This window comes from Agarivorans sp. QJM3NY_25, assembly GCF_050870875.2.
In the GTDB taxonomy this organism is placed as follows: Bacteria; Pseudomonadota; Gammaproteobacteria; order Enterobacterales; family Celerinatantimonadaceae; genus Agarivorans.
Genome location: NZ_CP194041.2, coordinates 4,163,730 through 4,190,594, shown reverse-complemented (window position 1 = coordinate 4,190,594; position 26,865 = coordinate 4,163,730). Strand labels below are relative to the sequence as shown.

The window sequence follows — 26,865 nt, the reverse complement described above, 5'->3', positions numbered from 1 at the left end:
ATCGTTTCTGGGAATAAAATAGCCATAAACTACGCTTCGTTTAGTTTTCTGGCTAGGTTTGGGCTTTATATTCCAGATCTTATGTTCAGCTAAAGTTGAATGCTAATATTACCCAAGCTCTGTCTTGTATCAAGGTTTGCTAAATCCTCGGTAAACATCTTGAAAGAGAAACCGGACTTAAGGGCTTATTATCTGGAGAACTAGCACATATTTGTTAGCCAATGCTTTCAAAAATAAAAGAAAAGTTTAGACTAAATTGAGACATAGAAGCGCAAGCGGGCGATGGGAATATACGATGGACTTAGCATTTTGGCGAAGCAAAAAAAGCAAACTTTGTAGCAGCGCCTATATGCGATCTGATCTGGTGGTGGTAGCCAATCAACAGCAGCAGATTTTTGAGAAGGCGGTGACTTCCATAGAGCAGTGGCCTGAAGTTTTTGCATCTTTATGTAAAGAGGCTGGCATTGGCAACGAGCATCAAATTGTATTTGTTTTGGGCAATCAGCACTATCAGCAGTTTCAAGTCGAAAAGCCTAATGTCGCGCAAGAGGAGCTGGCGGATGCAGTTCCTTGGACCATTAAGGATATGGTGGCGGAACCAGTTCAAGAATTAGTGGTCGATTACTACCAAATACCAGTTGCACCGATGACTGCAGAAAAGCTGAATGTGGTTTGTGTGAGTAAACCGATTATTCGCCAATTAGTTGCTTTAGCTAAAGAACAAGGACTGAAGCTTCAAGGGATCACCATCGAAAGCATTGCAACCGCGAACTTGTTGGAAGCCAATGAACGTTGTCAAATGTTGCTGTGGCAAGCCAAGGGGCGTGATCTTGAATTAAGCGTGGTGCGTCAAGGTCAGATCTGCTTTAGTCGCCAGCTGCGAGCATTTTCTAGTTTAGGTCGAATGCAGGAGATAGAGTTTACGCAAAACTTTTTTGATAGTTTAAGCCTTGAATTGCAGCGTTCCATTGACTACATCAGTGCGACTCTCAAACTGCCTGAAGTGAGTTTGATTCAATTAGCGATCCCGAGCCGTTTCTGTGACGAAATTGCCGTTCAATTGCAACATAACCTGGGGCCCAAAGTGAATTTATTGTCTCTGGATGCCATTGGCGAGAGCGAACATTACTATCGTTTACCAGTGCTTGGCGGACTTGATGCTGGGGTATTGTCGTGAAAACCAGAATTAACTTCTATACCGAGGAGTTTCACCCACAAAAGGAGCGAGTGTCATTAAGACAAAGCATACTGCTTTGGTTCGTGCTTGGGATTGTGCTGATAGCGTATGGTTTTTGGCTGCAAACGCAAACTCAAATCGCGATTGATAAGGCGAGCCAGCAGCGACAATTAGTGACCTTACAAAGTCAGGAATTGAGCACATTAAAACAGGCGCTCGAAGCTCGCTCGCTAAACCCAGACTTACAGCGCGACTCGGCCTTACAACAGCAACAATTAAAATTGAAGCGTTTGCTGCAACAGCGTTTAAAAAATCAGACTGATACCAATAAAGGATTTTCAGCGACGCTGCGAGCGCTTGCCTCGATCCATGATAATAAGGTTTGGTTGAGTCGCATTTATATTCAAGGTGACACCATGGCATTAAGCGGTCAGTCAGCAACTAGTGATGCCGTGCCGAAGTGGTTAAAGCAGTTTCAGGATTATCCGGAACTGGCTAAACGACAATTTTCGGCTTTAACGATTCAGCGCGATGAGCAACAGCAATTACAGTTTAGTTTGAGTGCTTCCGCCGAACTTCAGCCTGACTTGAGGGGGGCGCATGACTGAGCGTTGGCAGCAATGGCAACAGCGCTTTGCCAGCTTAAGTTTACGAGAGCGAGCCTTAATCCTTATCTCGGGTTTCGTGGTATTGAGTTTTCCGGCTTATTATTTCTGGTTAGAACCAATGAGCTTGCAGCAAGCTAAGGCTAAGACAGCGTTTATTCGACTGAGTGCCGAGTTAAAAGAAAACCAAATACAGATCGATTATAGTCAGCGTAAACTCGCTGAAGATCCCAATGCAGAGATTCAGCGCCAAGTCGCTCAGCTAAGAGCGCAGTCTGGCCAGATTGACCGTCAGTTGGCTATTCAGCAAGCGGGTTTAATTCCAGTTGGGGAAATGGCCGAAGTTTTAGAACAATTACTGCAACATAGTGAAGGTTTGCAACTGTTGTCGCTAGATTCCATCGCACCAGAACCGGTATTAACTCGCGAGGAAGAGAGTGATAATAGCTTGAATTTTTATCGTCATGGGATCCGGCTTAAACTTACGGGGGGCTACTTTCCTCTATTAAAATATTTACAAAAAGTAGAAGCCTTACCGCAACGATTCTTGTGGCAATTAATTGAGTATCAGGTTGATGCTTATCCGCGGGCCAATATTACTATCGATATTTACACCTTAAGTAGTCATAAGGACTTTATTAGTGCTTAAGCAAATGATGGCTATTGTGATGATAGCGACAATGATACAAGGTGTCGCTTGGGCGAACAGTTTAAGTGATCCAACTGCGCCACCTCGTGAGCTGGGTCAGACAATCGCGAAGGCGACATTAGTGTTACCGAGTTTGCAGGCGGTGATTGTGGGCGGTTCTCAAACTGGTGCGGTTCTTAATCAGCGTTTTGTGGCATTAAATCAGAAGATTGATGGGTTTAGCTTAGTTCGCGTTGCCCAAGGTTATGTCGTTTTAGTGAAATCAAATCAATCATATCGAATTCAACTCGATACAGTTTCAGTGAAAGATTCCGTGGTACAGGGGCAGTAATAGATGTATATGAAATGGATTTTTGTAGGCCTGGCGGCAGTTCTATTAAATGCTTGTCAAACAACTCCTCGCCCCAATCCCAGCGAAGCGAAGCAAGCGATCACGGAAGCTCAGCAGCAAAGTGATATACCTAAACCTGCTTTAGATTTGCCCGATGCTGTTCAGGCGGAACTGATGCCTGAGTTAGCTTTACAACAAGATGATTTATTGCAGACAGAGCACCGCTTTGATGTGAATGCGCGTGATGTCGAAGCCAAGGCATTTTTTCCTGCCTTAGTTCAGGGGTCCCCGTTAAGTGTGGCGATACATCCCGGAGTTGAAGGAAAAATAAGCCTTCAGCTGAAAGAGGTGACGCTCAAAGAGACCATTGATGTGGTCGCCGATATGTATGGTTATGATATTCAACGACGCGGTAAAGTGTTACATGTTTACCCTGCGGGGATGCGTATTGAAACCATACCGCTAAATTATTTGATGCTCGAGCGTTATGGCTATACGCGAACTCGGATTAGCTCTGGAGGGATTACGGCTAATCAAGATAGTAACAATGGCTCTAGTAGCGGTGATTCGAACAATTCTTCAAATAGCAATTCGAATAGTTCAAATAGTTCAAATAGCAATTCGAGTCGTAGCGATAGTTTTGATGGTACTCGCATTGAATCTTCAACTGAAACGCGCTTTTGGTCAGAGTTGGAAGACTCATTACGCGGCATGATTGGCTTGAATAGCCGTAATGATGGCGCTTCAGCCTATGCGGAGGATGGCAGAATGGTCGTGGTGAGCCCCCAAGCCGGCTTAGTCACGGTTCGGGCTTTTCCTGATGAAATACGTACCATTAAGGCTTTCTTGAATCAGTCAGAAACTAACTTACAACGCCAAGTCATCCTCGAAGCAAAAATTATCGAAGTGACCTTAAGTGATGGTTACCAACAGGGCATTGATTGGACCAACGCGGGTGATTTAATCGGCTCGACCGAGGTTTTATTTAACAGTGTGTCACAGCTACCGGGTAATGCGATTAGCAGTGTTCTTGGGGGAGGAGGGGCGCTCACGATTACTGAAGGTAACTTCCAGTCAGTGGTCAACTTGCTGCAAACTCAAGGTGATGTGAATGTGCTTTCCAGTCCACGAATTACGGCCTCGAACAATCAAAAGGCGGTGATTAAAGTCGGGACCGACGAATATTTTGTGACTGATGTCTCCAGTACCACGATTAGTGGTACTTCAACGGTAACCACTCCGACCGTAGAGCTGACTCCCTTCTTTTCTGGCGTGGCCTTAGATGTGACACCACAAATTGATGATAATGGTCAAGTACTGTTACATGTTCACCCCTCGGTAACCGATGTGGTTGAGCAGCGTAAAGAGATTAACTTTGGCAGCGAAATGGGGAGTTTGGACTTACCCTTGGCACAAAGTGATATTCGCGAGACGGACACGGTGATTAAGGCTCATTCTGGAGATGTGGTGGTGATTGGTGGTTTGATGCGTAGTAAGCAGCAAGAATTAGTCTCCAAGGTTCCGTTTATTGGTTCTATTCCTGGCCTCGGCGAGTTATTTACCAACCGCTCTAAGGCAAGCTCTAAAACTGAACTGATTATTTTAATCCAGCCTACGGTGGTGCAACAACAAACTTGGCAGAATGAGCTGAAGAAGTCTCAAAAGCTGCTCAATACATGGTACCCAGAAGATAATTAGGCGGATTTAGTGGCGGTATATCTTAAGTATTTTGGCCTTTCTCAAGCGCCATTTGGTTTAACGCCAAACACCGGCCTGTATCAAGCGCTGTTGCCCCACCATGAAGCGATTCAGGTCTTAGAAACGGCACTTGCTTCGGGGGAAGGTTTTATTAAAGTGAGTGGTGAAGTCGGCACCGGTAAAACCTTATTGTGCCGTAAGCTGCTTAACGAGATGGCCGAGCAATATCAATTTGCTTATTTGCCTAACCCCAGTTTATCCGCTGAACAAATCCATGCCGCTTTAGCCAGTGAACTGGGTCTGATGCTTGAAACTGAGCGTTCAGCTCATCAGTTGTTGGAACTGCTGAATCATCGACTCATAGAGTTCGCCAGCCAAGATCGGCCGGTTGTATTGCTTATTGATGAGGCCCAAGCACTCAGCGATGAGGCGCTCGAAGTGATCCGTTTACTCGGTAATTTAGAGACCGAACAGCGTAAGTTATTACATGTGGTTTTATTTGGACAGCCGGAGCTAGACGAGCGTTTAGCGAGCCCCAAATTACGTCAATTAAGGCAACGGATCACTTTTTCATATCGTTTACGAGCGTTGCAAAAAGATGAAGTGGCCAGTTATATTCAACATCGCCTGCATTTGAGTGGTTATCGCGGAGGGCCATTATTCACCGCGGCTTCCTTAAACATGTTAACCGACGCCAGTCGCGGGATCCCCAGATTGATCAATATCCTCGCCCATAAAGTATTGATGTTGTGTTATGGGCAAGGTGCTCAGCAAGTGAGTGTGGCAATGGTGAAGCAGGCGATTGATGATACCGAGGATGCAAGCTTTAGGCGCAATAGTTTGGGGGTGATGGGCTTGGTCATCACTCTTGGACTTGGTATTGCCGCTGCTTTCTGGTGGGGGCTCAGGCAATGAGTGTGATTAATCAAATGCTGAAAGATTTAGATAAACGACAGCAGACCAATCCGCAGAGTATGTCACCTTTGGTGGACGATTCGGGGCGTAGTCTACGAGCCTACTTACTGATGGCGGTGGTCTTGCTCGCTCTCTCCGTTGCTGCCTGGTTAGCACTGCGTTATTTTCAGAGCATTCATATTGATAGTGATGTAAAGGTGCTGACTCAAGCAGATAGTTCAGGGCCTCAGTCGTCTGTAACGCCATCAGTAGAAGAACAAAATTTACAAACAGTTGCTAGCGCAATGGCTGTCACTTTGCCTATCGTTGAAAAGGGTCCGAGTATTGCCGCCGAGACGCCTTCATTGCTAGTCGCGCCTGGTGAAGCGATGCCATCAAAGCCGATGATCAAGGCTGCTTCGGTGAAAACAAGCGCCGTGGTTCAGCCCGCAGAGCAGAGTCGGTCCGTCGCCACTGAGGTCGGCCAAGAAACATCCGCTGCCATTCCCCGCAAGTCAGTCGAAAAGTTTGCGCCGCGCTCGGTTGCTGCGCTTGATGATCCGCACAAGACACAAGTTCAAGCGAAGCCGTTAGACACGGCATCGACAACGGCCAGTTTGCAAATCACCCCCATTACCTTAAGCTTGGAGCAGCGCGTTGACTTATACACCCGACGCGCTATGGAGGCCTTGGATAACAAACGTTTAGAGCAAGCACGCAGTGAGTTTAGTAAGGCCTTGCAATTAGATCCTCGTGCGCATTCGGTTCGCGAACAATTGGCTGCCTTACAGTTTGGTCGTGGCGATGTTAGTCGTGCGGTTGGCTTACTTGAAGCGGGGATTCAACTGAGTCCGCAACATAGTGGATTTCGTTTGATGTTGGCGCGGATCTTTGTTCAACAACAGAATTGGCAGCAGGCTTTGTTCTACCTTGATGCGCAGCGGCCAGAGGTGGCAGGGAACGTTGATTATTACGCCATGTTAGCGAGTTTGGCGCAGCGCTTAAATAAAACCGAGTTAGCCTTTGATAGTTATCGCTTGTTACTAAAACAACAACCTTCTCGCGCGCGTTGGTGGCTGGGTTACGCGATTGCCAACGATAAACTGGGTCATTATAAAGAAGCGTTGGCGGCTTATCATCAAGCCGAACAAATGGGGCAACTTTCTAGTCAAACCGGTGATTTTGTCACCAGCCGTATTCGGCAGTTGGAGCAATAACGATGGCGCAACCAAAATTACGTATGCGCTTAGGCGACTTGTTAGTTAATGAACTGGTGATTAGCGATGTACAACTAAGTCAGGCCTTAGCCAAACAAAAACAAACCGGACAAAAATTGGGCGCAGCGCTGATTGAGTTGGGTGTGATTAGCGAAATTCAGCTGTTAGAATTTTTAGCGCGCCAGTTAGGGATCCCCTTTGTTGATTTAGGACAAATTGCGGTGGATGCCAATGCTGCGGTATTGCTGAGTGAAGTACATGCTCGACGTTTAAGAGCATTGGTGATCCATAAAGATGCTGATGTATTAACCGTGGCTATTTCCGATCCGGCTGATCTCTCGGCGACCGATACCCTGGCGGGTTTATTGTCTCCGCATCAGCTTGAATATGTAGTGGTTCGAGAGTCTCAAGTACTAGAGGCTTTTGATCGCTTTTATCGTCGAACCCGTGAAATTGAAGGTTTTGCTCAAGAATTAAAAGAAGAATATGCCAGTAGCGATGAGTTCAATATTGGTTTGGTTACCGCCAATGATGAGAGCAACGAAACCACGGTGGTTAAATTGCTGCAGTCGTTATTTGAAGATGCGGTGCAGGTCGGGGCCTCTGATATTCATATCGAACCTGACGAAAAAGTATTGCGGATCCGGCAACGGGTTGATGGCGTTTTACAAGAAAGCGTGCTCAACGAAGTACAAATAGCCTCTGCCTTAGTACTACGTTTGAAGCTGATGTCGGGCCTGGATATTTCGGAAAAACGTCTCCCTCAGGATGGCCGATTTAATATTAAGGTTCGGGGTCATTCCATCGATGTGCGGGTATCTACGATGCCAATTCAAGCCGGAGAATCGGTGGTGATGCGTTTGCTGGATCAGTCCACAGGGATCCTTTCGTTAGAACAAACGGGCATGCCCACAGACATCATGGAGCGAGTTCGTCGTCAGCTGCATCGCCCACATGGCATGATTGTGGTGACGGGGCCAACCGGGAGTGGTAAAACCACCACTCTATACGGAGCCTTAACCGAATTAAATCAACCCGGCGCTAAAATTATCACCGTGGAAGATCCGGTGGAATATCGATTGCCTCGGATTAACCAGGTGCAGGTGAACACTAAGATCGGCCTCGATTTTTCGAGCATTCTGCGGACCACTTTACGTCAAGATCCCGATATCTTATTAGTCGGGGAGATGCGTGACCAAGAAACCGTAGAAATAGGCCTGCGTGGCGCCTTAACCGGTCACTTGGTTTTAACCACCTTACATACCAACGATGCCATTACCAGTGCGCTACGCTTAATTGATATGGGTGCGGCAGGATATTTGGTAGCGAGTTCCTTGCGAGCGGTGATTGCTCAACGTTTGGTGCGCCGTTTATGCGAAAACTGTAAACACCCGCAGCCATTAACTTCGGAACAGAAGGTTTGGTTAGAACATTTGAGCAATGACAACTTGTCAGAGAGCAAATTTTATCATGGGCGCGGTTGTCAAAGTTGTAATTACACTGGTTATAAAGGTCGCGTTGGGGTATTTGAATTACTGGAATTAAACGAAGCAATGATGGAATGTTTACGACGGGAAAACCCTGACGAATTTTCCAAAGTGGCCAAAGCCGCTGCTTCCTACCGTCCGCTCTCTTTGGCGGCGCTAGATTATGCGAAGCAAAGCATTACCTCGGTTGAAGAGGTGTTACGTTTAGTGGAAGAAATTGATCTCTACGGTTCGGTCGTGGGCCATTTGGACGAGGCCCACTAATGGCTATTTTCCACTATCAAGTTCGTGATAGTAGTGGTCGCTTAATCGATGGCGAGCTAGAGGCGAGTTCGCAAAATTCAGCGGCAGAAAGTTTGCTTCGCCGGGGATTGACGCCGATAAAAATTGCCGAAATAAAAGCCAAGGGTCAGGGCTTGAGCACGCTCGATTTAAGTGGCCTATGGCAAGGGCGGATCAAATTAGATGAGCTGGTGGTATTTACACGGCAGATGTATTCGCTGACCAAGGCTGGGATCCCAATTATGCGAGCGATTAATGGCTTAGCCGAGAGCGCGCATAGCAAGAGTTTACAACTAGCACTGGCTGGCGTTTACGATTCGCTCAGTAGTGGACGAACGCTATCGACGGCGATGGCGGAGTATCCTAAAGTCTTCTCGCAGTTGTTTGTTAGTATTGTGCATGTTGGCGAGAATACCGGTCAGTTGGAGCAAGCATTTTTGCAGCTATCCCAATATCTTGAGTTGGAGATGGATACCCGTAAACGGATTAAAACGGCAATGCGTTATCCAACCTTTGTGATCTTAGCAATTGTGATTGCAATGGTGATCCTTAATATTTTTGTGATCCCTAAGTTTGCCGAAATTTTTGGTCGTTTTAATGCCGAGCTGCCTTTGGCAACCCGAATATTAATTGGCACCTCGAACTTTTTTGTGAACTATTGGCCCTGGTTATTGGTGGCAGTGGTGGCTGCAATTTTTGCGGTTCGTGGGTATTTAGCCACGCCAGCGGGGCGGCTGCGTTGGGATAAAACCCGCTTGCGTTTACCGGTGGTGGGCTCGGTGATCGAGCGTTCATTGTTAGCCCGTTTCTCGCGTAGTTTTTCGATGATGCTTGGCGCCGGTGTTCCGCTTAACCAAGCCTTATCGCTGGTGGCGGCGGCGGTTGATAATGCCTTCATGGCTGAGCGGATTGTTGACATGCGGCGTGGGATTGAACGGGGCGAAAGCTTACTGCGTAACGCCACCGCGAGTGGTTTATTTACGCCATTGGTACTGCAAATGATCTCGGTGGGAGAAGAGACTGGTCAAGTGGATGAACTACTCGCCGAAGCCGCTGATTTTTACGAACGTGAAGTGGACTATGATTTGAAGAGTTTGACCGCGCGGATCGAACCTATTTTAATCTGTATTGTTGCGGTGATGGTGTTGATTTTAGCGCTGGGGATCTTTACCCCAATGTGGGATATGATGCGAGCTGTCAGGGGTGGCTAGACAGCGGGAGAACCGCAAAATGTCTTCTCACTCGGCTCGTTTTCGTTGGCTAGTGAGTCTATCCATTGTTTTGTTGCTTGTATGGTTGCTTTTAGCCAGCCTAATGAGGACAATAAACCATGCAGAACAACAGCTTGTAGAAGAGTATACGCAAACTTGGAAGTCTCAGTTAGGAGTGTTTCATGGTTTGTGGTTGGCCCAGTCGCGACCCAAGCAGCTAAGCTTAAATTTATATCAGCAAGCTTTAGAGCATCCGCAAGCGGCTGACGTCGATAGTTTTAGGCTGGAGATGAATGATGCTGGTTGGCCACAAGTGAGTTCAACTGCACAGTGTTTGCAATTGTGGCGGTATATGATTGGTTTTGAATTCAGTCTTGAAGCGCAAGCCAAGGCCAAGTATCAGCAGCAGCGCTGTTATTACCATTTGGCGCCGCAAGGTGAAATTATTTACCACGCAAGCCAGGGCTTGGTGACAAATCGATGATGATTGATGGGAGTGGATGGCAGGTGACGAAATATTCAACAGCAGGCGCGCTGCGGACTCAGCAAAGTGGTTTCTCGCTTATTGAATTGGTGATTGTGATTGTGATCCTCGGCATTTTGGCGGCGACCGCTTTACCCCGATTTTTAGATGTTACCGATGAGGCCAAAATCGCAAGTTTAGAGGGCGTTGCTGGTGGTTTTGCGACAGGGGTCTCCTTAGCTCGAGCGCAGTGGGAAGCCGAAGGCCGTCCCAGTGAAAACGGTAAAAATAAAGTGATTTATGACGCCCAGCAACTGTATTTAACCACGCCAACAGCGGCGCAAATTAGTAATGGCAGTGTGGCTCCCGGCTATCCAATGAGTAGTGACAACGAGGCAGTGGACCCGGGGACGATTTCGGGCAGCAAATGTATTAAGGTATGGGAGGCAATCTTACAGAATCCAGCAAGAGCTACCGCCAATTTTAGCGAAGTGGCGACCCAAGGCGATTACTATAAGTATTATGCCACCGTGACCGGTGCAGCAGAAGCCAGCCGTTGTATCTTTTATCAGGTGAATTCCTTGGCAAAAAGTAGCGATGGCAGTTATTTAAACCCAGGAAGTGATGAAACATCATCCAATAATTTTAGCTATCAGCCTGCCGCGGGGCGGGTATTTACCAATATTCCTAACTAACGATTTTAAATCAATAATTTTCTAAGGATATAGAAATGAAAACAATGAAACAACAAGGCTTTACGCTCATCGAATTGGTGATTGTGATTATTATTTTGGGGATCTTGGCGGTGACCGCCGCACCAAAATTTCTGAATCTCACTGATGATGCGAGAACCTCTACAGTCAAAGGTTTGGAAGCTGCACTCAAGGGAGGGGCAAATCTGGTATACAGTAAGGCTGCTATTGCAGGACAAGAGAAATCATCAGCGGTAACCTTGACAGATCCTGCGGTAGCCGTCCGTTTTGGCTACCCTGATGGCACTGCATTTGGTAGTACTCAAATAAATTTATGGTTAGATGTTACCTTGGCTGATTGGACTGTTACGCCTTCAACACCAGCAGTGAATACCGCAGTAACCTTTGTCCCCGCAGATTATACTCCGCCAACGGGCAAGTCTTGCCAAGTGATTTATACGCCTGCCGTAAACTCTGGTGATGCTCCAGATGTAACATCGACAACAGATGGCTGTTAATGAGTTAAGGGCTAGCTTCGGCTAGCCTTTATTAATTTTGGGTGCACTTGCATATCCCGCTAAGACCTCATTGCCGTTATACCGGTTTCACTCTGGTTGAACTGGTGATTACTCTCATCTTAATCGCTATTTTGGCGGTGACGGTGGCCCCAAAGTTTTTACGTAGTGGTGTTGATGAACTGAGTTTACGCGAGCAACTGGTGAGTCGTTTGCAGTTGGTGCAAACTCAGGCGATGAATAGCTATCCGGATGAGAATAATAACCATCAGCGCTGCTTCTTCCTGCAAATTGATGCCCACTCCTATTATTCTGGTGAAATTGATACGAGTGGTCGTTGCCGTGACCAGCCCATCGGTCCGACCACGGTCGAATTCTCCGAGCGACTCACGGTGAGTCAGGGAAAGCTGGTATTTAATGGCATGGGGCGAGTTATTCTCGCCGACTCCAGCCTGTGTCGTCGCCTGCCTTGCCGCATTACTATTCAGGGAGAGCAAAGCCAAGCCATTGTGATTGAGGCGGAGGGTTACATTCATGCCGAATAAGCATGTTGTGAGCCGTGCGGTGGTGCGCGGGTTTACCCTGATTGAGCTGGTGGTTGGCATGGTGGTCATGGCGATAGCACTGGTGGTGATTAGCTCTTTTATGGCGCCCTTGGCGCGGCGTAGCATCGATCCGGTTTATCAGATCCGCGCCGCTGAGTTGGGATCCAGTCTGATGAATGAGATCTTGACCAAATCCTTTGATCAGCGCTCTGATCATACTGGCGGAGGCCTCTGGCGTTGCGGCGAAGCGTCTGCACCAACCGCTTCTCAAATTTGTACGACTCGCGCAAATTATGGTCCCGATGGCGAGAGCCGTGCGCAGTATAACGATGTGGATGATTATGTGACCGATGGTCGGTATATCACCATCGACGATAGTCTGGGCGTCGATTTAGCCGATGTGTATCGTCATTATAGTTATCGAGTGGCGATTGATAGTTCGGAGCATGGGCAAAATCAGGCGAAACGGATTGACCTGTGGGTGAGAGCACCTAATTCGGTAGACTATGCTTTTAGTGCCTATCGGTGGAATTACTGATGAAGCGCCCGAGCGGTTTCACCCTCATCGAATTAGTGCTCACCATGGTACTGCTGGCGATTTTAGCCATCGCCAGCAGTGATTTTATTCGTACCGGTAGCTTAATTTATCGCCAAGGGGCCGACCGCCAGGTATTGCTCGGCGAGGCTCGTTTTGCCCTGCAGCGCTTGAGTCGGGAGTTGCATAATAGCCTACCCAATAGTGCTCGCTTGGATCCCAATAAGAATAATCAAGCTGACTATTGCCTGAGTTTTGTGCCAACGCTTTCCAGTCATACCTATATTGACCTGCCCATTGCCCCGAATAGTGCAGTTTCTGCCAGTGTGGTCACTTCCCCGAGCCAGCCGGTGGTCGCGGCGCAGGGCAATGCTTGGGCTAGTGTTTATGTATTAAGTAGCAATGAAGTTTTAAATGGCGCGGGTCAGTTGCTCGATGCTGGCTGTGATTTAGAGACCGGCAAAGTGTTTTGTCTAAATAGCATGCGCGCAGATGCGGGTTCAGGGCTGAGTACGCTCAATTTTGCTAATCCGGTGAATTTTGCCAGTGGTTCTCCAGCGCAGCGTTTGTTTATTCTTAGTGAGCCGGTGCGCTACTGTGTCGAAGGCAGCAATTTAATCCGTTACCAGCCAGCGAGTGCTACCAATGGGGTGTTGATGGCAAGTAAACTACAGATGCCAAGCTCGGTTCAGCCGTTTCGGGTAGTTGAGCCCAGCTTAACCCGAAACGGTTTAGTGAATCTGCGCCTGGCCTTTGTTGAAAATAATGAAGTAGTGGAATTTAATCATGACATTGTGGTGCTCAACCAACCGTAGTTTGTATCGCTTACCCAGTCGGTGCGACCGCCAGCGCGGTAGCGCTTTGCTGGTGGCTTTGTTTGTGATTGTGGTGATGGCGCTGCTGGGGGCGGGCTTAAGCAGCATGATCCAAGATACTTCGCGCAATGCCGCCTGGGAGGTCTTGGGCACCCGGGCCAACCTAGCCGCGGCATCGGGCTTGGAGCAGGCCTTGTCCGAGTTATTTCCGCTTAATCTGCCTAATCCTGCTGATTGTGCCGACGTGAACTTAAATCCCACGTTGACCGGTGAAGGTTTTGCCAACTGTCGTGTGCAGCTTCGCTGTAATCGCCTGGCGGTCTCGGCGGTGGGGTTATCTGATACGCGCTTTTTTGATTTGAGCGCCACCGCCAGCTGTGGCGCAGGTGGGGTGGCGGTACAACGCAGCCAAAGGGTACAGACCCGGAGTTCCTTATGAACTATTTAAAGCAGGTTGTTCGTTTGTTGTTTGATGGTGCTTCTGGTTTGGCCTTAAGCTTATTGGTGTCACACAGTGTTTGGGCGGTGGAATGTGGTGAAGTGTTCTCAGGGCCAATCGCGTCTTCAGCGCCAAATTCGGTACTTTCCATCGGTTATGAAGCGCAAATATTTGGTTCCAATCAAGGTCAGTTGGATGTTGCGGATATAGATAACGAGGGTTCTTTCACATATACCTGTCCTGACGCCAACCGAGAGTGCCGGGTAAGCGGTGAGTTAGCTAATGACGGGACTAATGTTGCCGTTAAGAAAAAAAGTCGAGGCCAGTCCGTCAATGTTGGTTATCAAGAGAGCATTACGCTTGGTGGCGAGGCCTACAACACCGATAATTTTGGCGATATTCGAGGCGGCACGCGAAGTGTCATTACTTTTTCAAGCCAACGCGATGAGTATTTCATCAAAAATATTGCTCTGGATTACCAGAGTATTTTGCGCCTTTCACCAGGAAGCTATTGGATCGATGGAAATTTTGATCTCGGGGGTAATGCAAAGCTCGAAGTGCTGGGCAACAGCGGTACCGTTAAAATCTTTGTTAAAGAACACTTTATTACTGGCTATCAATCGCAACTTAATTTCAATGGCAATCCACTACGATTAGCGATTTATACGCGAGACAGAATTGAGTTAGCTCAGGAGACCAAAGCTGCATTTGTTGCTTATGCTCGAAAAAATATTCGCCTAGAGTACCAAGCCGAAGTCAGCGGAGCCTTATTCTCTCGACACAAAATTATAGACTTAGCCCAAGGCAGCAAAGTTTACGGTGTTGCAAATGCTGGCGAAGTCGATTTTTCGCCGATGTGTGAAGGCACATATACCCCACCGCCAGTTTGTCCTGCGGGCTTGAATTTTTCTACTTATGATAGTCGCCCTTGGAATAGTGAGCGAAAACAGCGTTCGCCCGAAAATGCTAAGCAGTACCAGAAGCTTGTTAAGCAACAAGCGGTAGAGAAATACTATTTAGGCAGCTCTATTTTAACTCGGATTAATGGTGGCGGCCGAGATGTGAATCCTCACAGTTCACAACAAGATTACTACCTGGGAATTATCAGCGGTTATTTGAATGCCCCAGAATCAGGGACTTACCAGTTTGCGGTGGATGGGGATGATGCAGTTGAGCTGCTGATTGATGAGCAAGTGGTCACTGGCTACTATGGTCTACATAGTAAATCTGAACAACCGCAAAATCGAGTGTCTCTGAACTTGGCAAAAGGTTGGCACAAAGTTGAGTTTCGATATCATGAACATACAGGTAATGAGTATTATTATCTGTATTGGCAAAAACCTAGTGAGCATCGCTTAACTATTATTCCTGCGAGTCAATTTCAAACCTGTATTGGTGACCCGCCGGTGGGGGAGGCGGCGCTAAAACTGGAAGTGGCCTCTATCGGCTTAAGTTGTGAAGCGCATACCGTTACTTTAACCGCGCTGCTGGATGGTGCGGTTGATCAAAGCTTTCTCGGCTCGGTGGATTTAAGCAGCAGTAGCGGTAATGGCGAATGGGCAATCCTCAATCCGGCCAACAACGGTTATGGCAGCTTAAGCCCGAGTATTAATGGTGCGGCTCAGTATACTTTTGCAGCCGATGATCAAGGCCAAGTGCAGCTGAGTATCTTTCATGCCCTTGAGGGGCAGACCAGCCTGAAAGCTCAGGATGGCAGTATTTTTGATAGTCAGAATGTTGATTTTAAAGCCTACGGTTTCAAAACTGAACTAAGCGGCAGCTATGGGGAGAACCCGCATATCGCGAATACCGATGCGCGTTTGCGCTTAACCGCCGTGGGTAAAAATCAAGATGGCCCGGGCTGTGCGCAGATCGTCAATTATGCGGGCGAGAAATCGCTATCTTTCTGGAGTGACTACCTAAACCCCAGTCAGGGCTCGCAGAGCTTGAGTGTGAAGGGGACTTTAGTGGGCGCAGCAGAGCGTGAGGCGAGCGATGTGAAGGTTCAGTTTACCGCTGGTCAAAGCGAGAACATCGCCTTGGTTTATCCCGATGCTGGCAAGATTGCGGTAAATTTTCGAGATAAAAATGACAGTATAGATGATGAGGGTCTGCAGACCTTACGTGCCAGTGTCAACCTGGATTGGCTGCCAGAGCGTTTTGTTTGGAGCGATGTTCGCTCCCCAAGCGGGAAGGAGAACCCGCAGGGGACGGCCTCAAGCGGGGATGGCTTTGTTGCCGCCGGCGCGCCCTTTGGGGCTGAACTGGTGGCGCTGAAGGGTAATTGCGATGGCCCGCTTACAGATTGTACCACGGCTAATTTTAAGCCCGAGTCGAGTCAGGCGGTGAAAGTCAGTTATCAATTAAATACTCCACTCGATCCCGATGGGAGTGGCCTTATAGAGGTGTTTGATGGTGAGCTAACGGTAGCTGATGTGACTTGGGAAAATGGGCGGGCGACTTATGAGGGTTTAGCCTGGAATGAGGTGGGGAGTATCGCCTTAAAGGCGCAGCTTGTCTCTTATCTCGATTATACTTTTCCACTGACCGCGGCCAATGGTGAGGTATTTACGCCGCAAGGCAGCGTTGATGTAGGCCGCTTTTATCCGGCATATTATGGCCTTGACTCCTCAGAGATTCGCGCGGGCTGTGGCAGTTTTACTTATTTGGGTCAACCGCAACAACAGTTAAGCTGGAAGATTGGCGCCTATAATACTGGTGGAGACTTGGTTAAGAATTATGATTCAGCTACCGATTATCGGGTGCAGGTGGTGGCTCAGGGCGGGGAGCCCAAGGATCATTGGCAGTTAGGTGGTTTGAGTGATGAGCAGGTGAATCAACGCTGGCTCATCGACCCGGTGCCGCAAGGCTGGTCGCAAGGCTGGTTTGAGCTCTCTTCCCCCGTAAGTTCCGGTTTAACTAAGCGCGAAGGCGTGGTTGGCGAAGAGCCGATTCGCGACATGGAGATTGGACTGGTTTTAATCGATCAAGATGGCGCGCAGTTTAACTGTAATGACGATGGTAGTTGTTCCTTAGGTCAAGCGCCGGAGTTTCGCCACGGGCGTTTGCGTTTGAACAATGCTTATGGCTCTGAGTTGCAGCCGATCGCGGCAACTGGTGAGGTGCAATATTTCTTAAATGGCCGTTATCAAGCCAATACTGAGGATACTTGTACCGATGTGAGTCAGAATATACTACAGGTTGCGCCCGAAGCGGCGGCACTGCCCCCGAACTTAGAAACAATTGCAGCTGTGGGGGAAGGAGCCAGCCGTGTGAAGGTCAGGTCGTCTGCGATAAATCAGGGCATTTTGTGGTTTGACTTTGCTTCTCCGGGGCAAAATAACACCGGCAGCGTGCAGTATTGGTTAGACTTCAATCCTGATCATCATCCTGCTAACCTTTGGTTGCGCGATGACTGGAATGGAGACGGCCGTTTCGATGATAATGATGATCAAGCCGGCGCAGGAGAAGTGAGTTTTGGGATCTTCCGCCAGAGTGAGCGCGTGATTGAGCGGCGGATGATCTATTAAACAAAGCGTTTCGTGTTCAGTGAGCATCAGAACTTAAGGTCTGTGTCTCGCCTTGGTCAATCAGCTTGATGCAGTTGTTGGGACTTTCTTAGTGCAAGCTTATGATTTGGCTTATTTTTATTTGCTAGGCTTCGCTTAATTTTTTTGCGGTTTTTTTTGTTTCAAAGTGAGTGGTCGCTTGTTGTAAGGGCTGTTAAGAGGCGAGACTTAAGCCATGTTTTATAACAACAGTAGAGCGATTGGAGCTCAAGCTTGAGGCTTCAGTGGATTGATACGGCATCAGCCAATTCAGATTCGCGGTTGCCTTAGCCAAACGAGCGATCAGTATCACCAGATGAGTCGCAGCTATTGGGCTCAATTGATATACGGCCTTACTCATCTGCTTGAAAGTTTATCGATCCTGCTGTTTTGTTTATAAAATGTGCAACACCGCTGTGGTGAAGTCTGATCTTCGGTGATAGTCCTCACTATACTTTGTTTGAAACCAGAGTATGCTTGCTCATCTTGGCCTGCATTGGTAAAGTGAGCCAAGTTTTAATCGCTTATCATCGATACTATTTCTTCTCAGGATTTGCCTAGCTATGTTTAAAAAGCTTCGAGGCTTGTTTTCTAACGATTTGTCTATTGACTTAGGAACAGCTAATACACTTATTTATGTTAAAGATCAGGGGATCGTGCTTAACGAGCCTTCAGTTGTCGCGATTCGTCAAGAACGTGGTGGTAGCCCTAAAAGTGTAGCGGCTGTAGGACATGCCGCCAAGCAAATGTTGGGGCGTACTCCCGGTAATATTTTAGCGATCCGTCCTATGAAAGACGGTGTGATTGCCGATTTCTATGTGACCGAAAAAATGTTGCAGCATTTCATCAAACAGGTTCACGATAATAACTTTTTACGCCCAAGCCCACGGGTCTTGGTGTGTGTGCCTTGTGGTTCTACTCAGGTTGAGCGTCGCGCCATTCGTGAATCGGCGATGGGTGCAGGTGCCCGAGAGGTGTATTTAATTGATGAGCCAATGGCCGCTGCGATTGGTGCAGGTTTACCGGTATCGGAAGCGACCGGATCGATGGTCGTGGATATTGGTGGCGGGACCACCGAAGTGGCTATTATCTCATTGAATGGAGTGGTTTATTCATCTTCGGTACGGATCGGCGGTGATAAGTTCGACGATGCGATTATTAATTACGTGCGCCGCAATTATGGCAGCTTGATTGGCGAAGCAACTGCAGAACGCATTAAACACGTGATTGGTTCTGCCTATCCTGGCGATGAGGTGCGCGAAATAGAAGTTCGCGGGCGTAATTTAGCGGAAGGTGTGCCAAGAAGTTTCACCTTGAATAGCAATGAAATTTTAGAAGCCCTGCAAGAGCCTTTATCTGGCATTGTGAGTGCGGTGATGGTTGCCTTAGAGCAAAGCCCGCCGGAGTTAGCTTCAGATATTTCTGAACGTGGCATGGTATTGACCGGTGGCGGTGCTTTGGTGCGTGATTTAGATCGTTTACTCATGGAAGAAACCGGTATTCCGGTTGTTGTTGCTGATGATCCGCTCACGTGTGTTGCTCGTGGTGGTGGTAAGGCCATTGAAATGATCGATATGCATGGCGGCGATTTATTTCATTACGAATAAATCCGCTGCAATGGCGAGTGCTTGATTAGCCTCGCCATTTCTCTTCTAAATCACTCAGAAAATTATTCAGGTAAAGACCGATGAAACCCATCTTCGGCTCAGGTCCATCTATAGAACTTCGCCTTTTATTGGCGATTGCCTTGTCTTTATTTCTTATCTTCGCCGACAGTAAACTATTGGCCTTTCAGCCTTGGCGGATCTATTTGCATTCATTGGTCAGTCCTTTGCAATATATTGCCAATATGCCGGGTCAGTTGATGGATTCAATGTCTGATCAGTTGGAGACTCGTCAACAGCTAAAACAGCAGAATAACATCTTAAAAGAACAGCTGTTGCTGAATCGGGCGGATCAGTTATTGTTGGAAAGTTTAGCCAAGGAAAATGCTCGTTTACGCGCCTTGCTGGGCTCGCCTGTGCGTCACGATAGTCGCAAGCTGGTGGCCGAAATTATGGCGGTGGATTCGGATCCATTTTCTCATCAAGTGGTGATCGACAAAGGTCAACTTGATGGTGTGTTCGAAGGTCAGCCGGTGATTAACGATGTGGGAGTGATTGGCCAGGTACTACATGTGGGCACCACCACCAGTCGAGTACTATTGATCACCGATGCCAGTCATGGCATTCCGGTGCGGATTGCCCGTAATGACATCCGGGCGGTGGCGAATGGCACCGGAGAGCTGGGTCGGTTACAGTTACCGCATATTCCGCGTAGTACTGATATTGTTGAAGGCGATGTATTAGTCACATCTGGTTTGGGAGGGGTATTTCCTGAAGGATATCCGGTTGCGCTGATTAGTCGTTTTGCTTATCAAGAGGGCAAGCCCTATGCTGATGTGGTTGCGACGCCCTTGGTTCAGTTAGATCGTTTACGTTATTTATTATTGATTTGGCCGTGATAGTGGGTTCGGCAACAAAGGCTTTTGCATGTTAGAAAAAATTAATGGTCGCGGGACCATTCTCTGTTGTCATTTAATTGCCTTAATATTGGCGATTATTCCCTTGCCTTTGGTCGCCGATGCTTTTCGTCCCGACTGGGTATTGCTGGGGGTGTTTTATTGGACCATTGCCTTACCACATCGCAGTAATGTGGGGAGTGCGTTTTTAGTCGGATTTATCCTTGATATTCTGCTGGGTTCAACTTTGGGAGTTAGGGCGCTTGCGATGTCGATCGTCGCCTATCTTGCGGCGACCAATTTTACCCGTTTACGCAATTTTTCGGTGTGGCAACAAGCCTTGGTTGTAGCTGTGATGGTTGCCCTTGCGAAGTTGGTGGTATTTTGGGCCGAATATTTAGTGCTGGATATACATCTGCCTGAGGGGTATTTCTATCCTGTGATTACTTCTGCGGTTGCTTGGCCATGGATATTCTTATTGTTACGTAAATTGCGTCGCCAATGGAAAATAACGTGAAGCAAGCTTACCCGCTGATTTTGGCTTCGGCCTCCCCCCGAAGAATCGAGTTACTCACTCAGTTGGGCTGGGCCTTTAGTGTGCAAGCGGCCGATATTGATGAAGCGGTGTTAGCAAATGAAACGCCAGAGCAATTAGTGAGGCGTTTAGCCGAGCAAAAGGCGGCGGTTATATATCGTCAGCAAACGGATGCGACCAGCGCAGTGCTGGGGTCGGATACAATCGTAGTTTGTCAGGGGCAGATTTTAGGGAAACCAAAAGATCAGGCCGATAGTCAACGAATGCTTCAGTTGTTAAGTGCCAAGCAGCATCGAGTGATGACTGCTGTGTGTTTGTATTATCAAGATCAGCCCCATACCGAATTGGTCACCACTCAGGTGAAGTGCTGTGCTATTTCTATGCAGCAAATGAGCGACTATTGGGCCAGCGGCGAACCCTGCGATAAAGCAGGGAGTTATGCGATCCAAGGGATCGGTGGTAAATTTGTTGAAGCGATTGAGGGCAGCTATAGCTCGGTGGTCGGGCTTCCCTTAGTTGAAACCGATCGTTTACTTCATTGTTATTTAACTTGCTAGGTTACTATGTCAGCAGAATTATTGATTAACGTCACTCCAACTGAAACCCGTGTTGCTTTAGTCGATAGCGGGATCTTGCAAGAAACGCATGTTGAGCGTGATGCGCGTCGTGGAATTGTTGGCAACATGTATAAAGGGCGAGTGAGCCGAGTGCTACCTGGAATGCAAGCAGCATTTGTTGATATCGGTTTAGATAAAGCGGCTTTCTTGCATGCATCGGATATTGTGCCCCATACCGAATGTGTGGATGTTACCGAGCAAGAACACTTCCAAGTGGGTAATATCGCCGAATTGGTTCGCCAAGGTCAAGATATTATGGTGCAGGTGGTGAAAGATCCCTTAGGCACTAAAGGGGCTCGTTTAACCACCGATATTACGCTGCCTTCACGCTATTTAGTTTTTATGCCGGGCAGCAGCCATGTTGGTGTCTCACAACGTATTGAGAGCGAGGAAGAACGGGAACGGCTGAAAGATATTTGTGCCGATTTTGTGGACGAACTGGGTGGTTTTATCATTCGTACTGCAGCCGAAGGGGTTGGCGCAGAAGAGCTAGAGCGAGATGCTGCTTTCTTAAAGCGGGTATGGCGTAAAGTTTTACAACGAAAAGAAAGCTCCGCCTGCAAAAGCCAGTTGTACGCAGAGCTAAATTTAGCTCTGCGTATTATTCGTGATTTTGTCGGCACTCACTTGGATCGGATCCGAGTAGATTCTCGGGAAACCTATGAACAGTTGATTTCTTTTTGTGCTGAATTTGTGCCCGAGTTTACCGAGATCCTAGAGTACTATGCCGGTGAGCAACCTATTTTTGATTTGTTTGATATTGAAAACGAAATCCAACGTGCCTTAAAACGCCGAGTTGATTTAAAGTCGGGTGGGTATTTGATCATCGATCAAACTGAAGCGATGACCACCATTGATATTAATACCGGCGCTTTTGTCGGCCACCGAAATCTTGAAGAAACAATTTTTAATACCAATATCGAAGCGACACAATCAATTGCTCGTCAATTACGTTTACGTAATTTAGGTGGTATTGTGATCATCGACTTCATCGATATGTCTGAGACGGAACACCAGCGCCGAGTGTTGCATAGTCTAGAGCTCGCCTTAGCAAAAGATCGTGCGAAAACCAATATCAGTGGTTTTTCACAGCTTGGTTTGGTGGAGATGACGCGTAAGCGTACTCGAGAAAGTATTGAACATATTCTTTGCGGCGAGTGTCCAACCTGTCGTGGTCGTGGAACTGTGAAAACAGTAGAAACGGTTTGTTATGAGGTTTTACGGGAGGTGATACGGGTGAACAGAGCTTATGATGCTGATAATTTCATCGTGTATGCGTCGACTCAAGTTGCGGAGATGTTAGTGGGTGAAGAGTCCCATAGTTTGGCGGAGCTAGAGGTGTTTATTGGCAAGCAAGTGAAGATCCAAACTGAACCGATGTATAGCCAAGAACAATTCGATGTGGTCTTAATGTAGATCTATGTTGAAGGCTTTCTCCCGAAGTGCTCGTCAATGTTGGCATGGTTTAGCGCTATTATTAGTTATTGTTGCCGTGTGCTTAAGTTTAGCTCGCGGCATTTTAGCATTTGCCAGCCATTATAAAGATGACATTGCCGCTTGGTTGATTAAAGGGCAGGACGCTAGCCTGAGTATTGGTCAGCTTAATGCTCGTTTACATAATTTCCGTCCGATGTTGGTATTTGAAAATAGCCAAATTGCCATCGGTAAAGATCGTGATACTCAGTTTCACGTTGATGCCTTAATGCTAGAACTAGATCTTTGGCAAACACTGGAACAGAGAAAGGTGGTGTTTAAAGATTTGGTGCTAGATGGCTTGAGTTTTCAGCTGGATGTAGCACCTTCTGAATCAGAAGAAACGATCGATTACTCACATTCTTATCAAGCGATTGCTGATACCTTTTTGGAGCAGTTAACTCGTTTTAGCCTCACCAATAGTATCATCCTACTGAACTTCCCTGAGCATCAACTTAAACTCGATATTGCGAATTTGGATTGGCTGAATAGTAATGGCCTCCATCAGGGCGATGGAGAAGTGCGGATCGGTCAAGGTTTGGAGAGTGGACGGGTTAAATTTCGAGTGGACTTAAGCGGTGATGCCAGTCAAATAAAGCAGTTGAGCGGGCATTTTTTCGCGGAAGCGGAACATCTTAATGTAAATACCATCCCGCTACTTTCTGGGAAAGTTTCCAGCCAATTGAGCAGTGACTTAAATCTTTCGTTATGGGGCGATTTTGGTGCGAAACAGCAGCAACGTTGGGTCATGCAATGGCAGCCGAGTAGTGTATTCTGGGGAGCAGAAGAATTACAGCAGCTGCACATTAATGGTGGTTTGTTACAGGCGCTGCAAGTGGGTCAACAATGGCGGGTGGATAAACTGCCGTGGGTACTGAACATGAATGGTCAGCCCAACAGTGACTTTGACTTACAGGCTGTGGTGAGTCAACAGCGGCAACTTTGGCAGATCCAACATTTGGATCTTGCAGCCTGGTCTGGCGCGATAGATTGGTTGGCTGCCGATAAGCAAGATATTGCATGGTCGAAATTGCTACAGGCGGGTACTCTGGAGCAATTGAAGCTTGAATACTTACCGCTTAGCAAGCGGTGGCAATATCAGGCGCAACTATCGGATTTAAGCGCTCAAGGGCAGTCTTTTATTCCAAGTTTTGAGCAGTTAAATGTTCACTTAGCGGGTGATGAACAAAGGGCTCAAGTGCATTTTAAACAACAGGGGAAGTTTGGCCTGGCGGTTCAATTTTCTGAAACCTTTGAAATCGAGGCTTTTGATTCAGTGGTAAATATCGATTTTGCTGATTCAGCGCTTCGCTTAAGTAGTGCCTATACTCAGTTACGAACCCCTGAATTAGATCTGCTCGCCCAGTGGTCTTTGCAATGGCCAAAGCAGGGTCAATGGCCATTACTCAGCCTAATCGCCAACGCAGAAGTTAAAGATGCGGCAAAAGCCTATCGTTATTACCCCAAAATTATGCCGGGTAAGGTGTTCGATTACCTTAAACCAGCCTTATTAGCGGGCCAAGCCAAGCATAGTCAGGTGTTGTGGTACGGACAACTCAATCATTACCCCTATCAGCAACACGATGGTATCTTTCAAGCTTTTGTTCCACTGAAAGATGCCCGTTTTAAATTTGACCCTCATTGGCCAAACCTAGAGAAGCTGCAGCTTGATCTACTGTTTCAAAATGATGGCTTGTTTATGGAAAGCAACCAAGCGCTCTTGGGAGCGGTACCAGCACAACGGATTACTGCGAGTATTCCTGAATTTCACCATGATTCAGAGTTATTTATCACTGGTGATATCAAGGCGCCCGCAAAGGCCGTGGCTGACTATTTGATGCAATCTCCGGTCACAGCCTTAAGTAGTAGCTTGCAGCAACTGCCGTTAAGCAATGGTGATGTTGCGGGGCAGGTGTATCTTCATATCCCCTTATCTGGCGGCGAAGTAGAAGTGAATGGTCATGTTGACTTTTTGGGGAATAATTTGGCCATTATTCCTACTGGGATGAAGCTTAACCAACTCAAAGGACGGCTGTCTTTTCAAAATGAGAAGTTGCATAGTAATAAACTCAGTGCGATTTGGCGTGGCATGCCGCTGGATGTAAAATTAAAGACTGAGGCACAAGCGGCTCATTATCAGCTTGATTTCGATCTCGCTGGGCGTTGGAAAATCAACGCAGCAGAGCGCGCTTTTGGTTTACCTTTAAGCGAGTATGCGACAGGTGACTTAGCCTGGCAGGGTGATCTAAATATTCAGTTGAAGCCGCAAGGCTTATTTGACTATCGTGGTGATTTTCGCTCTGAATTACTGGGTTTAGCATCACGGCTTCCCGCGCCCTTGGGGAAAACTAAAACGCAGCTCTGGCCGACAGCCTTAAGTGTGAGTGGTAATAATCAAGCCAGTGATATTCGTTTGGAAAGCAATCAGTTGGTCTCCGCAGAGCTGACATTAAGTTATCAAAATGAGCAGAAAAAAATCACTCATGGTCTACTGAATCTGGGCGCCAATAATGATCTGCTTTGGCAGGGCAATGGTTTAGCGATGTCTTTTGATTTTGCTGAACTTGAACTGCAACCTTGGTTGAAGTGGATGAAACAACAAGCTAATTTTGTTCCGCAAGAAAAACTGAGTGACTTTCGCAACGTGAGTTTTGAGCGCCCGCCCCTCATGTTTATTCGCGGCAAGGTTCAGCAAGCTCATTTATTGGAACAAGATCTCGATAATTTTGATTTTGCCTATCTTCCTTTGAGTAAAACTCAGTTGCAAATTAGTTCGGATCAATTGTTGGCAAGTATTGCTGCGCCCTCTCAGCCCAGTCTCGAAATGCCAGTACAGGTCAAGATTGAAAAAGCCATATTACCGAATTTGAAGTTTAGTCTTGAGCCTGACAACCGCGCCTCTGAGTCGGCGGATTCGGAATCATTGTTCGCCCCTGAGCCAGTTTCGTTATTGCAACGATTACCGCCTTTTGTGCTTGAATGTGATGCTTGCCAATTTGCAGATTATCGTCTGGGTAAGCTTAAGCTGGATATGCCAATAGTGGATCATCGTCTGGAAAATGGTCGCTTATGGATTGATTGGGGACATAGTCAGCTCACTTCTGCGTTGTTTTGGACCGAAAGCGAACACGGAGAACAAGCGGGAGTGGCTGGAACTTTGAATAGTGACAGCATGGAGCAGATGATTGAAACGATGGGCATAACCAGCCCTCTCAAAAGAACGCCGGCAAACTTTAGCTTTGACCTTAGCTGGCAAGATGCACTTTATCGGCCTCAAAAAGGGTCTCTAGATGGCAAACTATCGATGAAAACAGGTAGTGGTGCCCTCACCGAAATGAGCGATAAAGGTACTCGCTTATTGACTTTAGCTAGTCTCGATACGATTCGACGACGTTTGAAACTTGATTTTAGTGACGTGTTTGAGAAGGGCCTGCACTTTGATTCAATGAGTGGCTCGATCAATTTAAAACATGGGGTAGCTGATAACCAAGATTTTTATTTAGATGGGGTCGCCGGTACCATGCGTGGTAAAGGAAAAGTTGATTTTGGGGATGGTAAAGTTGATTATTTAGTAAGTTATTCACCTAAAGTGACTTCTAGCTTACCCGTTTTAGCCGCTTTTTTGGTTACCCCTGTGACGGGGGTTGCAGTACTTGCGCTATCGAAGTTACTTGAGCCGGTGGTGGAAGTGGTGACTCAAATTGATTTTGCTCTTAAAGGTAATATTCGCCAGCCTGAATTAATTGAATTAGAACGCGTGAAACAAAAAATTGAAGTCCCCGATGAGTTTAGAAAGGAGAACGCACGTTAATGAATTTACTTGCCTTACAAATGAATTCGAGTGCCAACTTAGCTGACAACCTACAACAGGCAGAGCGCTTGCTCGCTCAGGCTAAACCACAAAGCGGAGATTTAGTGCTTTTGCCGGAAAATTTTGCGGCTTATGGGGCAGGGGAGCAGGGATATATGCAGCTGGCGGAAGCTTTAGGCGATGGACCGATCCAACAATGGCTCGCCGAGCAAGCTAAGCGCTATGGAATATATTTGGTGGCAGGCAGTATGCCAACGCTGGCCGAAGATGACACCCGTTGCTATACCTCATCTTTGGCTTTTTCCCCTCACGGCAAATTACTTCAGCATTACCACAAGTTGCATTTATTTGATGTTGATGTCGCCGACAATGTGGGGGCTTATCGAGAGTCAGATTATTTTATCGCGGGTCAGAATTTGGCGTGGTTTGATATTGGTGAATATCGAGTTGGGATGGCGATTTGTTTTGATTTGCGTTTCCCTTATTTATTTCAGCTGTTGCGCGAACAGGGCTGTGATATTGTATTACTACCAGCTGCATTCACCGCAGTGACGGGAGAGGCGCATTGGGGACCTTTATTACAGGCCCGAGCGATCGAAAATCAATTTTATTTGGTGGCGGCTAATCAAGCTGGCACCCACCATAACCAGCGCCAAACGTGGGGCCATTCGATGGTAGTTGACCCTTGGGGACGTTGTTTAGATATACAAGCGAGCGGAGAGTCTATGGCGCGAGCCGAATTTAATCCGCAGTTAATTCAACAAGTGAGAAGCAGTATGCCAGTGTCGTTGCACGGGCAATTACATTTAGGGTGGAGAAAATAATC

General features: G+C 47.3%; 24 protein-coding genes. All 24 read left to right on the top strand.

The annotated features are described in order from the left end of the window. Positions 1–295: 295 nt before the first annotated feature. The 24 genes from ACRRSW_RS19095 to ACRRSW_RS18980 all read left to right on the top strand — a co-directional run bounded on the left by ACRRSW_RS19095 (position 296) and on the right by ACRRSW_RS18980 (position 26,863). Positions 296–1,177, top strand: coding sequence for a hypothetical protein (locus tag ACRRSW_RS19095; RefSeq protein ID WP_432468928.1), 882 nt, complete (start codon positions 296–298; stop codon positions 1,175–1,177). Further along, positions 1,174–1,785, top strand: coding sequence for a PilN domain-containing protein (locus tag ACRRSW_RS19090; protein WP_432460161.1), 612 nt, complete (start codon positions 1,174–1,176; stop codon positions 1,783–1,785). The genes ACRRSW_RS19095 and ACRRSW_RS19090 overlap by 4 nt, the downstream gene beginning before the upstream one ends. Further along, entirely contained in the window at positions 1,778–2,431 is a 654-nt protein-coding gene (locus tag ACRRSW_RS19085; protein WP_432460160.1) for a hypothetical protein, read from the top strand. Before ACRRSW_RS19090 ends, ACRRSW_RS19085 begins: the two co-directional genes overlap by 8 nt. Beyond that, on the top strand, positions 2,424–2,762 hold the full coding sequence (locus ACRRSW_RS19080) for a hypothetical protein (protein ID WP_432455977.1): 339 nt from the start codon (positions 2,424–2,426) through the stop codon (positions 2,760–2,762). Before ACRRSW_RS19085 ends, ACRRSW_RS19080 begins: the two co-directional genes overlap by 8 nt. A 3-nt stretch (positions 2,763–2,765) precedes the next feature. Continuing rightward, on the top strand, positions 2,766–4,460 hold the full coding sequence (gene mshL / locus ACRRSW_RS19075) for a pilus (MSHA type) biogenesis protein MshL (protein ID WP_432455978.1): 1,695 nt from the start codon (positions 2,766–2,768) through the stop codon (positions 4,458–4,460). A gap of 9 nt (positions 4,461–4,469) precedes the next feature. Further along, positions 4,470–5,375, top strand: coding sequence for an ExeA family protein (locus ACRRSW_RS19070; RefSeq protein WP_432460159.1), 906 nt, complete (start codon positions 4,470–4,472; stop codon positions 5,373–5,375). Continuing rightward, the gene (locus ACRRSW_RS19065) at positions 5,372–6,571 is read left to right on the top strand and encodes a tetratricopeptide repeat protein (RefSeq protein WP_432460157.1); all 1,200 of its coding nucleotides are present in this window, start codon (positions 5,372–5,374) and stop codon (positions 6,569–6,571) included. The genes ACRRSW_RS19070 and ACRRSW_RS19065 overlap by 4 nt, the downstream gene beginning before the upstream one ends. A gap of 2 nt (positions 6,572–6,573) precedes the next feature. Further along, entirely contained in the window at positions 6,574–8,322 is a 1,749-nt protein-coding gene (locus ACRRSW_RS19060; RefSeq protein ID WP_432460156.1) for a GspE/PulE family protein, read from the top strand. Beyond that, a complete protein-coding gene (locus ACRRSW_RS19055) occupies positions 8,322–9,551 on the top strand; it encodes a type II secretion system F family protein (protein WP_432460155.1) in 1,230 nt (409 codons plus the stop codon). Before ACRRSW_RS19060 ends, ACRRSW_RS19055 begins: the two co-directional genes overlap by 1 nt. A gap of 19 nt (positions 9,552–9,570) precedes the next feature. Further along, the gene (locus ACRRSW_RS19050; protein ID WP_432455983.1) at positions 9,571–10,035 is read left to right on the top strand and encodes a hypothetical protein; all 465 of its coding nucleotides are present in this window, start codon (positions 9,571–9,573) and stop codon (positions 10,033–10,035) included. Then, complete coding sequence (locus tag ACRRSW_RS19045) at positions 10,032–10,709, top strand: pilus assembly FimT family protein (RefSeq protein ID WP_432460154.1); 678 nt, start codon at positions 10,032–10,034, stop codon at positions 10,707–10,709. Before ACRRSW_RS19050 ends, ACRRSW_RS19045 begins: the two co-directional genes overlap by 4 nt. A 35-nt stretch (positions 10,710–10,744) precedes the next feature. Continuing rightward, positions 10,745–11,224, top strand: a complete 480-nt coding sequence (locus ACRRSW_RS19040; RefSeq protein WP_432460153.1) for a prepilin-type N-terminal cleavage/methylation domain-containing protein — start codon at positions 10,745–10,747, stop codon at positions 11,222–11,224. A gap of 47 nt (positions 11,225–11,271) precedes the next feature. Continuing rightward, complete coding sequence (locus tag ACRRSW_RS19035; protein ID WP_439037765.1) at positions 11,272–11,766, top strand: pilus assembly FimT family protein; 495 nt, start codon at positions 11,272–11,274, stop codon at positions 11,764–11,766. Then, complete coding sequence (locus tag ACRRSW_RS19030; protein ID WP_432460151.1) at positions 11,756–12,304, top strand: type IV pilus modification PilV family protein; 549 nt, start codon at positions 11,756–11,758, stop codon at positions 12,302–12,304. Before ACRRSW_RS19035 ends, ACRRSW_RS19030 begins: the two co-directional genes overlap by 11 nt. Continuing rightward, positions 12,304–13,116, top strand: coding sequence for a PulJ/GspJ family protein (locus ACRRSW_RS19025; protein WP_432460150.1), 813 nt, complete (start codon positions 12,304–12,306; stop codon positions 13,114–13,116). Before ACRRSW_RS19030 ends, ACRRSW_RS19025 begins: the two co-directional genes overlap by 1 nt. Further along, positions 13,088–13,555 carry a hypothetical protein gene (locus tag ACRRSW_RS19020; RefSeq protein ID WP_432460148.1) on the top strand — a complete coding sequence of 156 codons (468 nt, stop codon included), beginning with the start codon at positions 13,088–13,090 and terminating at the stop codon, positions 13,553–13,555. The genes ACRRSW_RS19025 and ACRRSW_RS19020 overlap by 29 nt, the downstream gene beginning before the upstream one ends. Next, positions 13,552–17,085: a DUF6701 domain-containing protein gene (locus ACRRSW_RS19015; protein ID WP_432460147.1), complete on the top strand. Its 3,534-nt coding sequence runs from the start codon at positions 13,552–13,554 to the stop codon at positions 17,083–17,085. The genes ACRRSW_RS19020 and ACRRSW_RS19015 overlap by 4 nt, the downstream gene beginning before the upstream one ends. Positions 17,086–17,666: 581 nt before the next feature. Then, positions 17,667–18,710: a rod shape-determining protein gene (locus ACRRSW_RS19010; RefSeq protein ID WP_432455991.1), complete on the top strand. Its 1,044-nt coding sequence runs from the start codon at positions 17,667–17,669 to the stop codon at positions 18,708–18,710. Positions 18,711–18,790: 80 nt separating this feature from the next. Then, entirely contained in the window at positions 18,791–19,606 is an 816-nt protein-coding gene (mreC, locus tag ACRRSW_RS19005; protein WP_432455992.1) for a rod shape-determining protein MreC, read from the top strand. A 28-nt stretch (positions 19,607–19,634) separates the two neighbouring features. Then, complete coding sequence (mreD, locus tag ACRRSW_RS19000; protein ID WP_432455993.1) at positions 19,635–20,120, top strand: rod shape-determining protein MreD; 486 nt, start codon at positions 19,635–19,637, stop codon at positions 20,118–20,120. Next, positions 20,105–20,695 (top strand): Maf family protein, encoded by a 591-nt coding sequence (locus ACRRSW_RS18995; protein ID WP_432460146.1) that lies wholly within the window; start codon positions 20,105–20,107, stop codon positions 20,693–20,695. Before mreD ends, ACRRSW_RS18995 begins: the two co-directional genes overlap by 16 nt. A gap of 6 nt (positions 20,696–20,701) precedes the next feature. Next, positions 20,702–22,171, top strand: a complete 1,470-nt coding sequence (gene rng, locus ACRRSW_RS18990; protein ID WP_432455995.1) for a ribonuclease G — start codon at positions 20,702–20,704, stop codon at positions 22,169–22,171. Positions 22,172–22,175: 4 nt separating this feature from the next. Continuing rightward, positions 22,176–26,039 (top strand): YhdP family protein, encoded by a 3,864-nt coding sequence (locus ACRRSW_RS18985; protein WP_432455996.1) that lies wholly within the window; start codon positions 22,176–22,178, stop codon positions 26,037–26,039. Beyond that, positions 26,039–26,863, top strand: coding sequence for a carbon-nitrogen hydrolase family protein (locus tag ACRRSW_RS18980; protein WP_432460145.1), 825 nt, complete (start codon positions 26,039–26,041; stop codon positions 26,861–26,863). Before ACRRSW_RS18985 ends, ACRRSW_RS18980 begins: the two co-directional genes overlap by 1 nt. Positions 26,864–26,865: the final 2 nt, after the last annotated feature.

What these genes read in the sequence shown, in the direction of transcription:
- ACRRSW_RS19055 (WP_432460155.1), top strand. Translation starts at nt 8,322, where the DNA reads ATGGCTATTTTCCACTATCAAGTTCGTGATAGTAGTGGTCGCTTAATC.
- mshL (WP_432455978.1), top strand. Translation starts at nt 2,766, where the DNA reads ATGTATATGAAATGGATTTTTGTAGGCCTGGCGGCAGTTCTATTAAAT.
- ACRRSW_RS19040 (WP_432460153.1), top strand. Translation starts at nt 10,745, where the DNA reads ATGAAAACAATGAAACAACAAGGCTTTACGCTCATCGAATTGGTGATT.
- ACRRSW_RS19045 (WP_432460154.1), top strand. Translation starts at nt 10,032, where the DNA reads ATGATGATTGATGGGAGTGGATGGCAGGTGACGAAATATTCAACAGCA.
- ACRRSW_RS19065 (WP_432460157.1), top strand. Translation starts at nt 5,372, where the DNA reads ATGAGTGTGATTAATCAAATGCTGAAAGATTTAGATAAACGACAGCAG.
- ACRRSW_RS19015 (WP_432460147.1), top strand. Translation starts at nt 13,552, where the DNA reads ATGAACTATTTAAAGCAGGTTGTTCGTTTGTTGTTTGATGGTGCTTCT.
- ACRRSW_RS19010 (WP_432455991.1), top strand. Translation starts at nt 17,667, where the DNA reads ATGTTTAAAAAGCTTCGAGGCTTGTTTTCTAACGATTTGTCTATTGAC.
- rng (WP_432455995.1), top strand. Translation starts at nt 20,702, where the DNA reads ATGTCAGCAGAATTATTGATTAACGTCACTCCAACTGAAACCCGTGTT.
- mreC (WP_432455992.1), top strand. Translation starts at nt 18,791, where the DNA reads ATGAAACCCATCTTCGGCTCAGGTCCATCTATAGAACTTCGCCTTTTA.
- ACRRSW_RS19050 (WP_432455983.1), top strand. Translation starts at nt 9,571, where the DNA reads ATGTCTTCTCACTCGGCTCGTTTTCGTTGGCTAGTGAGTCTATCCATT.
- ACRRSW_RS19030 (WP_432460151.1), top strand. Translation starts at nt 11,756, where the DNA reads ATGCCGAATAAGCATGTTGTGAGCCGTGCGGTGGTGCGCGGGTTTACC.
- ACRRSW_RS18995 (WP_432460146.1), top strand. Translation starts at nt 20,105, where the DNA reads ATGGAAAATAACGTGAAGCAAGCTTACCCGCTGATTTTGGCTTCGGCC.
- mreD (WP_432455993.1), top strand. Translation starts at nt 19,635, where the DNA reads ATGTTAGAAAAAATTAATGGTCGCGGGACCATTCTCTGTTGTCATTTA.
- ACRRSW_RS18985 (WP_432455996.1), top strand. Translation starts at nt 22,176, where the DNA reads ATGTTGAAGGCTTTCTCCCGAAGTGCTCGTCAATGTTGGCATGGTTTA.
- ACRRSW_RS19025 (WP_432460150.1), top strand. Translation starts at nt 12,304, where the DNA reads ATGAAGCGCCCGAGCGGTTTCACCCTCATCGAATTAGTGCTCACCATG.
- ACRRSW_RS19095 (WP_432468928.1), top strand. Translation starts at nt 296, where the DNA reads ATGGACTTAGCATTTTGGCGAAGCAAAAAAAGCAAACTTTGTAGCAGC.
- ACRRSW_RS19020 (WP_432460148.1), top strand. Translation starts at nt 13,088, where the DNA reads ATGACATTGTGGTGCTCAACCAACCGTAGTTTGTATCGCTTACCCAGT.
- ACRRSW_RS19085 (WP_432460160.1), top strand. Translation starts at nt 1,778, where the DNA reads ATGACTGAGCGTTGGCAGCAATGGCAACAGCGCTTTGCCAGCTTAAGT.
- ACRRSW_RS19060 (WP_432460156.1), top strand. Translation starts at nt 6,574, where the DNA reads ATGGCGCAACCAAAATTACGTATGCGCTTAGGCGACTTGTTAGTTAAT.
- ACRRSW_RS18980 (WP_432460145.1), top strand. Translation starts at nt 26,039, where the DNA reads ATGAATTTACTTGCCTTACAAATGAATTCGAGTGCCAACTTAGCTGAC.